General features: G+C 57.5%; 13 protein-coding genes. 7 read left to right on the forward strand and 6 right to left on the reverse strand.

Features of this window, described 5'->3' with window-relative positions:
- Window positions 1-3 precede the first annotated feature (3 nt).
- Complete coding sequence (gene tyrS / locus KP702_RS06265) at window positions 4-1,254, reverse strand: tyrosine--tRNA ligase (protein ID WP_064274803.1); 1,251 nt, start codon at window positions 1,252-1,254, stop codon at window positions 4-6.
- A gap of 189 nt (window positions 1,255-1,443) precedes the next feature.
- Between tyrS and KP702_RS06270 the strand changes: the two genes are divergently transcribed.
- Complete coding sequence (locus tag KP702_RS06270) at window positions 1,444-4,233, forward strand: TonB-dependent receptor domain-containing protein (protein WP_215768653.1); 2,790 nt, start codon at window positions 1,444-1,446, stop codon at window positions 4,231-4,233.
- A gap of 59 nt (window positions 4,234-4,292) precedes the next feature.
- Here KP702_RS06270 and KP702_RS06275 read toward each other — a convergent pair whose 3' ends face one another.
- The 3 genes from KP702_RS06275 to KP702_RS06285 all read right to left on the reverse strand — a co-directional run bounded on the left by KP702_RS06275 (window position 4,293) and on the right by KP702_RS06285 (window position 7,346).
- Window positions 4,293-5,708 carry an ABC transporter permease gene (locus KP702_RS06275; RefSeq protein WP_215768654.1) on the reverse strand — a complete coding sequence of 472 codons (1,416 nt, stop codon included), beginning with the start codon at window positions 5,706-5,708 and terminating at the stop codon, window positions 4,293-4,295.
- Between the two features lie 3 nt (window positions 5,709-5,711).
- The gene (locus KP702_RS06280) at window positions 5,712-6,575 is read right to left on the reverse strand and encodes an ABC transporter ATP-binding protein (RefSeq protein ID WP_202207170.1); all 864 of its coding nucleotides are present in this window, start codon (window positions 6,573-6,575) and stop codon (window positions 5,712-5,714) included.
- Window positions 6,576-6,680: 105 nt separating this feature from the next.
- Complete coding sequence (locus KP702_RS06285) at window positions 6,681-7,346, reverse strand: alpha/beta hydrolase (protein WP_064274695.1); 666 nt, start codon at window positions 7,344-7,346, stop codon at window positions 6,681-6,683.
- Window positions 7,347-7,483: 137 nt separating this feature from the next.
- On the opposite strand from KP702_RS06285, the gene KP702_RS06290 reads away from it, so the two are divergent.
- Window positions 7,484-8,575, forward strand: a complete 1,092-nt coding sequence (locus KP702_RS06290) for a cysteine desulfurase family protein (RefSeq protein WP_215768655.1) — start codon at window positions 7,484-7,486, stop codon at window positions 8,573-8,575.
- On the opposite strand, the gene KP702_RS06295 is transcribed toward KP702_RS06290, so the two are convergent.
- A complete protein-coding gene (locus KP702_RS06295; RefSeq protein WP_215768656.1) occupies window positions 8,572-8,733 on the reverse strand; it encodes a hypothetical protein in 162 nt (53 codons plus the stop codon). The two genes, KP702_RS06290 and KP702_RS06295, sit on opposite strands and share 4 nt — an antisense overlap.
- Before the next feature lie 93 nt (window positions 8,734-8,826).
- On the opposite strand from KP702_RS06295, the gene KP702_RS06300 reads away from it, so the two are divergent.
- The 4 genes from KP702_RS06300 to KP702_RS06315 are packed head-to-tail and all read left to right on the forward strand — an operon-like array spanning window position 8,827 to window position 12,053.
- Entirely contained in the window at window positions 8,827-9,975 is a 1,149-nt protein-coding gene (locus KP702_RS06300) for a cysteine desulfurase family protein (protein ID WP_215768657.1), read from the forward strand.
- Window positions 9,976-9,992: 17 nt separating this feature from the next.
- A complete protein-coding gene (locus KP702_RS06305; protein ID WP_046900759.1) occupies window positions 9,993-10,307 on the forward strand; it encodes a ferredoxin family 2Fe-2S iron-sulfur cluster binding protein in 315 nt (104 codons plus the stop codon).
- 4 nt (window positions 10,308-10,311) lie between these two features.
- Window positions 10,312-11,394: a tRNA 2-thiouridine(34) synthase MnmA gene (gene mnmA, locus KP702_RS06310; protein ID WP_215768658.1), complete on the forward strand. Its 1,083-nt coding sequence runs from the start codon at window positions 10,312-10,314 to the stop codon at window positions 11,392-11,394.
- 2 nt (window positions 11,395-11,396) lie between these two features.
- On the forward strand, window positions 11,397-12,053 hold the full coding sequence (locus KP702_RS06315) for a glutathione S-transferase family protein (protein ID WP_215768659.1): 657 nt from the start codon (window positions 11,397-11,399) through the stop codon (window positions 12,051-12,053).
- A 14-nt stretch (window positions 12,054-12,067) separates the two neighbouring features.
- Here KP702_RS06315 and KP702_RS06320 read toward each other — a convergent pair whose 3' ends face one another.
- Window positions 12,068-12,259: a hypothetical protein gene (locus KP702_RS06320; RefSeq protein WP_215768700.1), complete on the reverse strand. Its 192-nt coding sequence runs from the start codon at window positions 12,257-12,259 to the stop codon at window positions 12,068-12,070.
- 181 nt (window positions 12,260-12,440) lie between these two features.
- On the opposite strand from KP702_RS06320, the gene KP702_RS06325 reads away from it, so the two are divergent.
- Complete coding sequence (locus KP702_RS06325) at window positions 12,441-13,526, forward strand: DNA topoisomerase IB (protein WP_215768660.1); 1,086 nt, start codon at window positions 12,441-12,443, stop codon at window positions 13,524-13,526.
- The last annotated feature ends 75 nt before the right edge of the window (window positions 13,527-13,601 follow it).

Here is a 13,601-nt window from a genome sequence, read left to right on the forward strand (position 1 = left end):
GGTTCAGACCGGACGGATAAGAATGTGCTTCTTTTTGCCGGACGAGACCTTCAGCGTGCCCTCGCGTAAATCCTCAAGTGTGAAGGTCTGGTTTTCATCGGAAATGACGACGTCATTGACGCGGCCACCACCGCCACGGATCAGCCGACGAGCCTCCCCACCACTGGCGGCAAGACCGGCCTCCTGAAAGACGCGGAACGCCGGAAGACCTTCGGCCAGCATATTGGCGGGAAGATCGATTTCCGGAAGAGCGGCCGTTGTGGAGCCCTGTTCGAAGACCTTGCGGGCCGTCTCGGCAGCCTCTTCTGCAGCCGTGCGTCCGTGACAGATCGCAGTGGCTTCCGTGGCGAGGATCTTCTTGGCTTCGTTGATCTCGGCTCCTTCAAGTGCGCCCAGACGTTCGCATTCTTCAACGGGAAGATCCGTGAAGAGCTTAAGGAAGCGGCCGACATCGGCGTCTTCCGTGTTGCGCCAGAACTGCCAGTAGTCAAAGACCGAACGCTTCTCGGCGCGGAGCCATGTGGCGCCCTGTGCGGACTTGCCCATCTTTACGCCGGACGACGTGGTGACGAGAGGCGTGGTGAGACCAAACACCTGCTTGCCATCAGTGCGGCGCGTCAGGTCGATACCGGCAACAATGTTGCCCCACTGGTCCGAGCCGCCCATCTGAAGCACGGCTCCATGGCGGCGGTTCAGTTCACGGAAGTCGTAGGACTGAAGGATGGAGTAGTTGAACTCCAGAAACGTCAGGCCCTGCTCACGGTCCAGACGCTGCTTCACGCTCTCGAAAGACAGCATACGGCTGATGGAGAAATGAACGCCGACGTCCTGTAGCAGGTTGATGTAGGACAGCTTGTCCAGCCATTCCGCATTGTTGGCGAGGATCGCGCCGCTGGACGGGTCTTCATCGCTGAAGGTGATGAACTGGCGCAGGGACTGTTCAATGCCAGCGATGTTGTGCGCGATTGTATCGTTCGTCATGAGCGAGCGGGCTTCGTCACGGAAGGACGGATCACCAATCTTTGCCGTGCCGCCACCCATCAGGGCAATTGGGCGATGACCATGCTTCTGCAACAGGCGCAGCGCCATGATGGACATAGCATTGCCCACATGCAGGGAGTCCGCCGTCGGGTCGAAGCCTACATAGGCAGTAATCGGTCCAGCCAGCATGGCTTCATCGAGGGCGTCGAGGTCGGTGCACTGGAAAATCAGGCCACGTGCCTGGGCTTCGAGAAGGAACGGACTCTTTGGCATGGATCGGTCTTGCTGCTGCGCTGTCGGAAAAGGGGAAGGTCTCTCTATCATAACATCGCGCAAAGCACGACCGTCTGCCGGGTGACACTGGACGCAACGGGATGGTCATTGTTTGTCGCTTGAATGACGGCACAGTCGGTCACTAGAGATATGTTATATCGTAACATAATGTCTGAGTGTGTATTCTCCATGTCTGTCCGCCCTTTTCGGAAAGCTGTTCGTCCTTTTTATCCGGCTCTGATTGGCGGCATGATGTGGAGCCCTGTCGTCTTTGCAGATGACCGGACAGAGACCCTCAAGTCCTCGAAGTCCGAGGATATTGTTGTAACGGGATCTTATCTTGGAGGGGCGGGGAACAAGACCGCCAATCCGGTTCAGATCATTTCGGCGAAGGATATTCAGAAAACTTCGGCCATCTCCCTTGGAGATTATCTGACCCGTCTGCCCTCTGTCGGCTCATCAGGAACACCCAATACCCGCACGAACGGCGGTGGGGGCGTGTCCTGCACAGACCTGCGCAATCTGGGGCAGGGGCGTGTTCTGATTCTCATTGATGGCAAGCGCACGGCGATGAATGCCGGATCTGAATGTGTGGATCTCAACGCCATTCCCGTGCAGCAGATCGACCGGATCGAGATCCTGAAGGATGGGGGTTCCGAACTCTACGGAGCAGACGCTGTTTCAGGCGTGATCAACATTCGGTTGAAGCATGATCTGACGGGCGGAAACCTGACGATCAAGGGCGGCATCACACAATATGGAGACAGTCGATCGGGGCTGATTTCTGGTTACAAGGGCTTCAATTTCGATCATGGCCGGGGCAACGTCACCCTGTTTGGTCAGTACGACACGACTGGACCAATTTCTTCACGGGATCGACGATGGGCTGCGCTGCCGCAGAACGACAATCCGGCTTCTGGAGCGCCAGGTTTTGGCTCCTCCATTATCCCATCAGGCGTGGCGTTTAACCCGGTTACGGGGAAGCGCATGGTCCCTGACGGCAATGGCAGTTTTCGGGCCTTTCAGTCTTCAGATCTGTATAATTTCGCTGAAGGCTCAATGCTCCAGAACTATCATCAGAATGCGGCCTTGTCTGGTGATGCCCATTATGATCTGAACGCACACATCACGCTGTATTCCAACGTTCGTTACAGTCACACTACGGCCTCCCGGCAGCTATCCCCTTCTCCTGTGCAAGGGAGCATCCCGCCTTCCAGTCTTCCGTCTTCCTGGATCATTCCAGCGGATAGCCCTGATAATCCATGGGGTAAGGATTACGCTGTGACGAAGCGGATGGAAGATGTCGGATACCGGCAAAATGATTTTGCTGTGGATACCTGGACGGTCATTGGTGGTGCCAAAGGACGCATTGTCGGAGACTGGCAGTATGATGCCTCCATGACTTACGGCGTCAGTCAGTTGACGGCGCAGACGCAGAATATGGTCAACTATCGCCATCTGCTGGAAACGACAGGCACGGAACAGCTTGATCCGTCCAGTTCTTCGAGTGCGGTGCGATACAACCCGGATATCTGCGTGGCTGCTTCAGGATGCGTTCTGCAAAACCCGTTTGCGCCGTATTCAGAGCAGGCGGCGGACTATGTTCGGTTCACTCAGCATGATCATGCAGATTACCAGATGCGGGACGTCAATCTGCGCTTCCACAATAATCGCGTTGTCAGCTTGCCGTATCGACATGGCGGTCAGATCGGTCTGGCTTTCGGGATGGAACACCGAAGCGAACAGCTTAGCTACAAGCCGGACTCCATAGTCGAGCGTGGCGACTCAACGGGTGCAACCACGGCTTATACCGGTGGTGGCTTTCATGTGACGGAAGGATATGTCGAAGGGAAAATCCCGCTTCTCGAACATGCTTTTCTGGCCCGGGACCTGACGGTGGATCTTCAGGGGCGTATTTCTGCCTACAACACGTTTGGAACGACAAAGAATTGGAAGGTCGGGCTGCACTGGGCACCGGTTCAGGACATCGCGTTTCGCGCCACTCTGGGAACGTCCTACCGGCAGCCGAGTATCTATAGCCTCTACGGTGGTCGCACGCTGAGTTATCCGTCTGCGTCCGATCCATGCAGTCAGGCCGGAGCCTATGGTGCGCGGGCCGGTACTGTCCGGGCACGGTGCGTGTCTGAAGGGATCAATCCCGAGACGTTCAATTCGGCGTTCGTGGGGCAGTTGCCCACGCTGTCGGGCGGAAATGCGGCTTTGAAGCCAGAAACGGGCCGTACCTATACAATCGGAACAGTCGTCACACCGCACTGGGTGCCGCATCTCTCGCTGTCCGTCGAATACTGGCACTACACGTTGCAGAACATGATTTCCGCACCGAGTACGCAGTATATTCTGGACGGATGCTATACGGGAACGGAACCACAGCTTTGCTCCCTGGTTTCGCCTCGTTCCACAAACGGACAGCTCACGGCCATTTCTGCCGTTCAGCAGAACCTTGGTGGCCTGCGAACGAATGGCCTGGATATTGATCTGACATACCGAATGCGTTTGGGGCGGCGTGACAGTCTGTCCTTGTCTGAAAACTATCAGCAGTTGATTGGGTATTTCCAGCAGTACACGCCGGGTGGCGCATGGCGGAATTACACAGGTCGACTGCTCTATCTGGCTGGAAGCGGCATGCCGCGTGAGCGGAGCTACACTACGGTCAGCTGGCAGCATGGCGCGTTCAGCCTGACCTACATGGTGCAGTATATTGGCGGGATGCACTGGAATGACGGCACGAACGATCTGGCACCGCAGACGGCAGGGCGTACGCGCTCACCGGGCGTTTTCCTTCAGGATGTGACGGTGGGATATCGATCGGGTCGATGGACGTTTAATACGGGCATCAACAACCTGTTCAACAGGCAACCGCCTTTCGTGGTAGACGGGGCTTCCAATACGGCTGTGGCGCAGTATTCGGGCTTTATTCCCGGACGCTATGTGTTTGCGCAGGTTGGGGCTGATTTCTGAAGACTGCCCGAAGGTATTCGCTGAAAATGTCTTGGCGCCAGAATTTCTGTTCCGATCAGTTATTCGTTTTCGTAAGGCCAGTCTGACCGGCTCAGTCGATAGGGTGCAAAACAGTAGCTGAGGAGCCCGAGAACAAGCGCTGTCATAGCCAGATATGCGGCATATCTGACGCTCAGCAGAAAAGGCGAACACATCTGGATCAGAAGGAGCGGGGCGAGATTAAAGGCAAAAACGACTGATTTTGGGGGCGCGCGCATGATCACGAACGGCAGGGCGGAGCAAAGGGTCATGCCGCCGACAAGTACGATCAGGTCCAGCGCCTCAAAGATGGCAGTTGCAGGAAGCAGAGGCTTCAGGACTGCATAAGGTACGACAAGGGTAAGCACCCGGATGGGGGTGATGATCAGCATTCGGGAGAGTTTGGCTCTGAAAACGGCCCGTACAAACTCCAGTCTGCTGCCAAAACGCCCTGTAACAAGAAGGAGCGGCCAGTGCTGTCGGTCCAATAGCCACTTGTCCCCGATGACCAGCATGACGCAGCCCGTTCCCACGGACTTGACCCAGGCCGAACTGAAACTGCGATGGGCGAGAAACGCCTCTATCATTGCAAAGACAGACAGTGTCACTGGAATGAGAAACAGGCTGACCAGGATGTCGGTTCTGAAAGTGACGGGGGTGACGGGCGCAAGAAGCATCTGACGGAGTTGATAAGGCGTCAAAGAACGCTGTGTGGGAGGTCTTGCGCGACTGGAATGTGTTGTCTCTGCCGGAAGAGACTGTCCTGTCTCATGAGCGGCCGGTGCAAGGGGTTTGCTGCCATAAAGTCGGTTCGGGAGGGACAGGATACTGCCGATCAGTGCCATGAACAGAATGATGCTGGCGGGAATAGTCAGAACAGCAGGGCGTGTCAGCATCCAGTAGGTAGCATCTGAGACGAGTACCAGTGCGAACTGCCCAACCATCAAGGCCACCCCGAAGAGAAGAATGGCGACCCGTTTTTTGCCAGATTGCTCACGCGGGGGAGCGTACCACTGCACAGTTGAGGGGATGGCGTTGAAAAGGATAAAGAAAAGGGCGTCGTGGAAAGGAACCGGCAGCAGTCTCATCAAGCCGGCGAGCCCCAGAATGATCACGCTTGCGACAATGCTGGCGGCCCGTGCTTCGGCAAGGGCCAGTCCAGGGATGGACGGAGCCTGTGAGCCGCTGATCTGATTGTTCGTATGAAGCTGGAGCACACTCTGAACGACCATCACGACGAGGATCACATAGAAAACGTTGGTGTGCGACAAAGCCTCCGTCAACGTTTCATGTCTGAGCAGACCATGCAGGTCCCAGAGAGTGGAAAGAGCGGCAATCATCCAGCAGGCGAGCATCAAGATCATGTAGTTGCCGCGCAGGAACGTCGCCGTGGCGTAGATGCCAAGCGCCCGGCGCAGGTCTGACCATTCCAGTGGGGAGAGACGAAGCCACGTCATGGATCAGGAAGCTCGCGTCGCGGTGATTTCAAGGAAGGCATCCTCGAAATCAGGAACAGACACCGTAGTTCCTTCAGGCAGTAGGATGTCTTCTGACCATCCATGCACCAGAAGCCCCGTTTCGCGCTGGCCGATAATCTGGAGGGGGACGTTATCGAGGATGTGCGGTGTTGCGTGATCCAGCCAGCGTGTTGTGGCGCGGAACACAGGGGTTGGAACATCCAGCACAACCTGACCTTGACGCAGGAACAGAAGGCGGGAGCACAGGCGTTCCAGATCTGACAGGATATGCGAGGAAATCAGGACGCTGGCCCCTGTGCGCTGGGCGTAATCTCCCAAAAGATTCATGAAATCCCGGCGGGCGTGCGGATCCAGACTGGCCACGGGTTCATCCAGCACCAGAAAGTCCGGCTCGTGACGCATGGCCAGCAGGATTGCGAGGCGCTGGCGCTGACCACCGGAGAGGTTTTTGACAATTTTCTTGGGATCAAGGTCGGCCCAGCGAAGAACGGCGGGATCAATCGGTGGCAGTGTACCGTAGAACGCACCAATGTAATCAATGAGCTTACCAACAGTGAACGCCGAGAATCCCGTCATGGTCTGCGGAACGAAGCCTGTCCGGGCTCGCAGCTCTCTCGGGAGTTCCAGAACGTTTTGACCGAACAGGTCCACAGAGCCCGTATCCGGCACAAGGAAGCCCATCAAACATCCGATGAGGGTGGATTTTCCGGCCCCGTTTTTTCCGAGCAGCGCGACGGTTTCGCCAGGTGCTATAGTGAATGATACGCCATCAAGAGCTGTGAAGCTGCCGAAGCGCTTGGAGAGGTCCGTCACGCGGACGGGGAGGACATCTTGCCGGGTGCTCATGTAACAATCGTTACATAATGTATATGAACCGGCAAGAGCCCTAAAAGAAAAGGCCCGCGTCCCGGAGGGCGCAGGCCTTTTTCTTCATGGAACTGTCAGATTTGTTCAGTCGGCGGCCAGTGCGAGAGCCTTGCGGCCACGCATGGTCATGACGTGATCTTCCAGTGCTTCTCCAACGCGCTCAGCCTGCTTGGCGAAAATGTGGTCGGCATCGTCGAAGATACGATAATCGACCGTCACATTCTTCTGCGTGTTGAGCTTGTCGACCAGCTTGCGGATGCCTGGCTCGGGAGCCATTTCGTCCTTGCCGCCAGCGATCATCAGACCACTACACGGACAAGGTGCAAGGAAGCCGAAGTCATAATCATTGGCTGGAGGTGCAACGCTGATCCAACCACTGATTTCCGGGCGGCGCATCAGAAGCTGCATGCCGACGAACGCCCCGAACGAGTATCCGGCGATCCACAGTTCGCTGGAGTTCGGGTTGACCATCTGCATCCAGTCAAGTGCTGCAGCTGCATCGGAGATCTCGCCAATGCCACCATCGTAGCGGCCCTGCGAACGGCCTACGCCGCGCGAATTGTAGCGCATGACCGAGAAGCCCATCTTCTCGAAGTGGCGATACATCGTGTACGTAATACGATTATTCATGGTGCCGCCGTGAAGCGGGTGTGGGTGCAGCACCAGGGCAAGGGGAGCGTTTGGTTCGCTGGAGTGGTGGTAACGACCCTCAAGCCGGCCATCTGGGCCGGCGAACATCACTTCAGGCATGAATACTCTCGCTCTATGTCCGGCAGGATTACGGCCCTGCCTTCCGGTGGGCGTCTGTATATCGAGTTGAAAGCCAGAATTTCCACCAAAATCGACTCGGGATTGCGATTCCTGCAACTCTGCACGATCTAGAGAACATGACGAACGCATCTGCTCCGACCTATCTTGACGCCAATGCAACCGAGCCTCTGCGCCCCGCAGCGAGGGAGGCTGTGCTGTACGGTCTGCTGCTGTCCGGCAATCCGTCTTCGGTCCACGCGGAAGGGCGCGAAGCCAGGCGATGTCTTGAAGATGCCCGTAGTCGTATCAGTGCGGGTTTCGGGCGGATTTCCGGGACCTGCGTGTTCACGTCAGGTGGCACGGAAGCTGATGCAATGGCCATTCATGCGTTCGGTCAGGGGCGTCGGGTCCTGATCGGCGCAACGGAGCATGATGCCGTTCGTAAAGCCGCCCCGGATGCGGACGTTATTCCGGTGAATGACCAGGGCATTCTGGACCTTGAAACTCTCCGTCTGCGTCTTGCGGATGGCGCGCCAACACTTGTCTGTGTCATGGCCGCCAATAACGAGACCGGGGTTTTGTCGCCACTCGAGGATGTGGCTGCACTCTGCCGCGACTCGGGTGCACATCTGCATGTGGATGCGGTTCAGAGCGCTGGGCGACTGCCTTTCAGCCTGACTGAGTGCAGCGTTGCTCTCTCGGGGCACAAGATGGGCGGACCAAAAGGCGCAGGCGCGTTGCTGCTGCCACTGGATGAACCGATTGATGCCCTGATGGTGGGGGGCGGTCAGGAGCGCGGTCGGCGAGGAGGAACGCAGCCTTTGCCAGCTATTCTGGGCATGGCTGCTGCTTTTGAGGAGGCGCACGCGCAGGACTGGTCCGCTATTGAGGCATTGCGTGAGCGCGTCGAACAGGTGGCAATGGCAGCGGGAGCCCGTGTTGCCGGGCGTGAGGTCGCTCGCCTGCCGAATACAAGCTGCCTGATCCTCGACGGGGTAGCCGCACAGGTGCAGCTCATGACGCTGGATATGGAAGGATTTTGTGTTTCTGCCGGTTCGGCATGCTCTTCTGGAAAAGTCGCGGCATCTCATGTGCTGACGGCGATGGGAGAGACGACCGGGGCCTCTCAGGCCATACGAGTGTCGTTGCCGTGGAATGTGAGGGCAGGGCAGGTTGACGCGTTTTGCGATGCCTATGAGCGTATGGCGCGTCGTTTGAATAAACGTTAAGGCGCGCTCATGTGGTCATTTTCCAGCCTGAGTTTCCGGGCCTGCTCTAGAAGGGCGCTCCGGGCGTTGATCCATCGGCCTAAAGGGGAAATGAGGCTGAGGAGTAGAATACCGAAGGCGAGGGCAAACAGAGTGCTGCCAAGGGGGATCAGGTCCATGAGGCATTCTCTGCCTGAAACAGGGTTCGAGACTGAAAAGCCCATCTATATCTGGAACCGTAACGATCTGTGTTGGTCAGTGGAAGGTATAGCGTGATTTATCTGGACTATTTTTCCACAACGCCCTGCGCCTCTGAGGTTGTGGAAGCCATGCTGCCCTGGTTCGCGGAGGATTTTGGGAATCCACACAGTGTTCATGGCCCGGGTCAGAAAGCGGCGCAGGCTGTCGATGCAGCACGCCACACTATCGCTGACCTGGTCGGGGTTGAAGCCCGGGAGCTCGTTTTTACGTCTGGAGCCACCGAAGCAAACAATCTTGCCATCAAGGGAGCCGCTCGCCACCTGAAGCGCACGGGAGATGAGCGTCGTCGTGTCATTACCGTCTCTACTGAGCATAAATGCGTTCTGGAATCCGTGCGGGATCTGGAGACTGAAGGCTTTGACCCTCTTATCCTGGGAGTGGACGGGCAAGGGCGTGTTGATCCGGAGGCTCTGCGGGAGGCACTGGCGGTGCCGACACTGCTTGTCAGCATCATGACGGCAAATAATGAGACGGGCATCCTGCAGGACATTCCACTCCTGTCACGAATCGCCCATGAGGCTGGAGCGTTGTTTCACACTGACATGGCGCAAATGGCCGGGAAGCTGCCTGTTTCACTGGACGGTATCGATCTGGCGTCTTTTTCCGCGCACAAGATGTATGGCCCCAAGGGGATCGGTGCCCTGTATGTGCGGCGTCGTCCCCGTGTGCGACTACAGCCGCTTTTTTCCGGGGGAGGGCAGGAACGGGCCTTCCGTTCAGGCACGTTGCCCACCCCTCTTGTCGTGGGGTTCGGGAAAGCTGCGGAGCTGGCGAAACGAAGATTGGACGTGGATATTTTGCAGATTTCCGCCCTGCGGGATGATCTGTGGCGCCAGATTGAAACGGCACTTCCAGGATGTGAACTGAATGGACGTGAAGTTTCGCGCCTGCCAGGTGCGCTGAATTTCTGTCTGCCGGAAGGCGTGCGGGCGATGGACATCCTTGAACGGGTCCCGGAAGTTGCCATGTCTACAGGGTCAGCCTGCTCGGCCGCAGAAATTACCCCCTCTTATGTGCTGACGGCGATGGGACTTTCTGCAGAGAAAGCATCGCGGTGCTTGCGCCTGTCGGTCGGACGCTCTACCTCCAAGCCCGGTATTGACCGTGCGGCGGCTCTTTTGATCGAGGCTGTCCGTACCTGCCAACCTTCAAGAGACTGAAACAAGACGGACAGCCCATGCCCAAGATGACCTTTATCGAACGTGACGGTTCCCGCCGTGAAGTTGACGCGCCTGTCGGCCTGTCGGTGCTGGAAATCGCTCACAAGCATGACATTGACCTCGAAGGCGCCTGCGAAGGCTCTCTGGCCTGTGCGACGTGCCATGTCGTGGTGGACCCGGAATGGGCTGGCAAGCTGTCCGAGCCGACCGACGATGAAGAAGACATGCTGGATCTGGCCTTCGGCCTTGAGCAGACGTCCCGTCTGGGCTGCCAGATTGTCATGACCGAAGATCTGGACGGCCTGACCGTTCAGCTTCCAAAGGCGGGCTGAGACCATGCGTATCCTCGTTGCCATGTCGGGAGGCGTGGACAGCTCCGTAGTGGCCGCGCTGCTCAAAAGGCAGGGCCACGAGGTGATCGGCGCGACCCTCCAGCTTTACGATCACGGTCAGGCGTCCAAGCCGGGCGCCTGCTGTGCCGGGCGGGACATCATGGATGCCCGCGCCGTGGCGGATAAGCTGGATTTCCCGCATTACGTCATTGATGCGGAAAGTCGCTTCCGGGACAGCGTGATTGAGAACTTCGCGGATGCGTATGCGCGTGGGGAAACTCCCGTGCCGTGCGTGGCCTGCAATCAGGGCGTGAAGTTCACAGATCTTCTGGGCATGGCCCGCGATCTGGGCTGTGAAGCGATGGCGACCGGGCATTACGTCCGGCGTGTTGAAGGTCCGTCTGGTGCTGAAATGCATCGCCCTGTCGATGCAGAGCGGGACCAGACCTGGTTCCTGTTCGCGACGACGAAAGACCAGCTTGATTACCTGCGCTTCCCGCTCGGCGAGATGCCGGACAAGGCGCATGTGCGTGAACTGGCTCAGGAGCTTGGACTGGAAATCGCGGCCAAGCCGGACAGTCAGGATATCTGCTTCGTTCCAAGCGGGTCTTACGTTGATATCGTGGAAAAGCTTCGTCCTGAAATCCGGGGTGAAGGCGAGATCGTGGATGAACAGGGCAAGGTCCTTGGGCATCATGAAGGCGTTGCGCGCTATACGGTTGGGCAGAGTAAGCGTCTGGGAGACATCCATACGGCCGTTGGCGAACGCCAGATGGTGACGCGGATTGATGTGCCCAAGCGCCGGATTGTTGTTGGACCCCGCGTTCAGGCGACCGAAGTTGAGACGCGCAAGGCGATCCGTCTGCGGGACATGAACTGGCTGATTGATGCTCCGCCGGAAGGTGTCTCCTGTGGTGTGCAGATCCGTGCCCGGGAGAAGCTCCGGGATGCGGTTGTGAAGCCTCTTGAGAATGGTGGCGCGCTAGTCGAACTGCTGGAGCCAGCCATGCCGGCCCCGGGGCAGGCCTGTGTTCTGTATGATGGGAGCCGTGTTCTGGGCGGCGGGTTTATTCTGACGGGAGCGTAAGCGTGGCAGGGACACTTCTGATCGGGTCGCGGCGGTATTCGTCTTGGTCTTTGCGTGGCTGGCTGGCCGTAAAGCTGGCGAAGCTGGATGTGGAAGAGAAGGTTATTGCTCTCAAGGGTGGTGGCAAGACCACGGAAATCCACGCGCTGTCTCCCAACAAGCTGGTGCCGTATTTGCAGCACGATGGGGCGCATGTCTGGGAAAGTCTGGCCATCTGCGAATACTGCGCCGAGCATGAGCCGTCTCTTTGGCCGCAGGACCGTGTGGTGCGTGCTCATGCCCGCAGCGTCAGCGCCCAGATGCACGCCGGTTTCCGCCCGATCCGGCAGAATTGTCCGATGGATGTGGAGCGTGTTCCAGCGCCTTTGTCAGAAATCAGCGAAGACCTGGCCAAGGATGTTGCTCTGTTAAGCGAGACCCTGAAGGGGGCACTTCTGCGCTCCGGCACGGCCACGCCGTATCTGTTCGGGGACGTCCTGACGGTGGCTGACTGCATGTATGCGCCCGTCGCTATCCGGATTCACACGTATCAACTTAATGTTGACCCCGTTGTAAAAGCTTGGGTTCAGAGCATGTTGCACCATCCGCTCATGAAGAAATGGTACAGGCTTGCGGATGCAGAGCCTGCTGAGTGGCGACTGAGTTACGAAGACAAATAAGGGTCTGGCTTCGTTCAATGGTGAACGAAGCCCATTCCAGTTTGAAGGGCGGTGCGAAACACATCAGACCAGATGCTGTTGCTGCCACCACCGCGGCCTCCACCAAGGCCCCCGCCCGTCTGATTGAACGATGGGGCGTGGTTGCTGTCAGCAGTTTCGGACATATCGGATGGTGCATGCGATGCGCAGCTTGCGAGCAGGAGCATACTGCATCCCAACAACAGTCGTTTCACATCTGTATTCCCTACCCGTAATGTCCGCCTTGTAAGTCACCTGTGGAAAAGCAGGTGTCATGTCAGGAAGTATCAGGAAGCGTAAGCAGATCTGACGAAACTCCGGTTCCAGCAGCACGCTGTTACAGTTGGACGGACAGGGAACCGCGAAACCGTGACAGCAAGACTTTCACCTGAGCAAAAACAGGCCCGGCGCGCGGGTCTGCATTATGTGGACAGGACGGAACCAGGAATTACCCGCAGACGAGCCGGAAAAGGCTTCGCCTATTACGATCCTTCCGGGGAGCGCATCACGGATCAGGACGTTATCGGGCGCCTGAAACGCCTGGGGATTCCTCCGGCTTATCGCGACGTCTGGATCTGTGCTGATCCTGATGGTCATCTGCAAGCTGTTGGCACAGATGCGCGGGGGCGGTTGCAGTATCGCTATCATCCCAAATGGAGGGAAACACGGGACGTTGCCAAGTTTGGCCGAATGCTTGTCTTCAGTGAGCATCTTCCTGCCTTGAGAGCGCAGGTTGCAAAAGATCTGGCGCGAAAGACGCTGGACCGGGACCGTGTTCTGGCCGCGATTGTCTTCATCATGGAACGGACTATGGCTCGGATCGGAAATGACCGGTACGCGCGAGAAAACCGTAGCTATGGCCTTACGACGCTGCGGCACCGGCATGTTGATGTGACCGGAAAGCACGTCACGCTTGATTTCAGGGCCAAACATGGGATTGAGCAGCATCTGGATTTGTCTGACGCCCGGCTGGCGCGGCTTGTGTCACGGCTCGAAGATCTCCCGGGGCAACGTCTCTTCCAGTATCTGGATGAGAACGGTGAACGCCACGATGTGCATTCACAGGACGTGAACGACTACCTTCAGACCATCACTGGTGAAGACATTACGGCCAAGGATTTTCGCACTTGGGCCGCTACGCAGCTTGCCGCCGTCACGCTCTGTGCCTTCAGTGGGTACGATACCAAGGCAAAAGCCAAAAAGCAGGTTGTTGAGGCCGTGAAATCCGTGGCTGCCCGGCTTGGAAATACGCCTGCGGTCTGTCGCAAGAGCTATATTAATCCCTGTGTGGTGGATGGGCATCTGGACGGGACTTTGAGGGCCGCGTTTCAGAAACGGGCACAGGATGTTCTGGATATGCCGGAGCATGGATTATCGGCTGAGGAAGCAGCGGTGACGGGCTTCCTGGCAAACCGTTTGCCGCACCTTCGAAATAACGGCTCATCAAAGTCCTGAACCGCAGTATGTTGAAATCTTTCGCAGGAAACTCTGCCTGTTACAGAAGCTTCTGTTTCTGACGGACCGGATAAA

It is taken from the genome of Gluconobacter sp. P5B12, assembly GCF_018812035.1.
In the GTDB taxonomy this organism is placed as follows: domain Bacteria; phylum Pseudomonadota; class Alphaproteobacteria; order Acetobacterales; family Acetobacteraceae; genus Gluconobacter.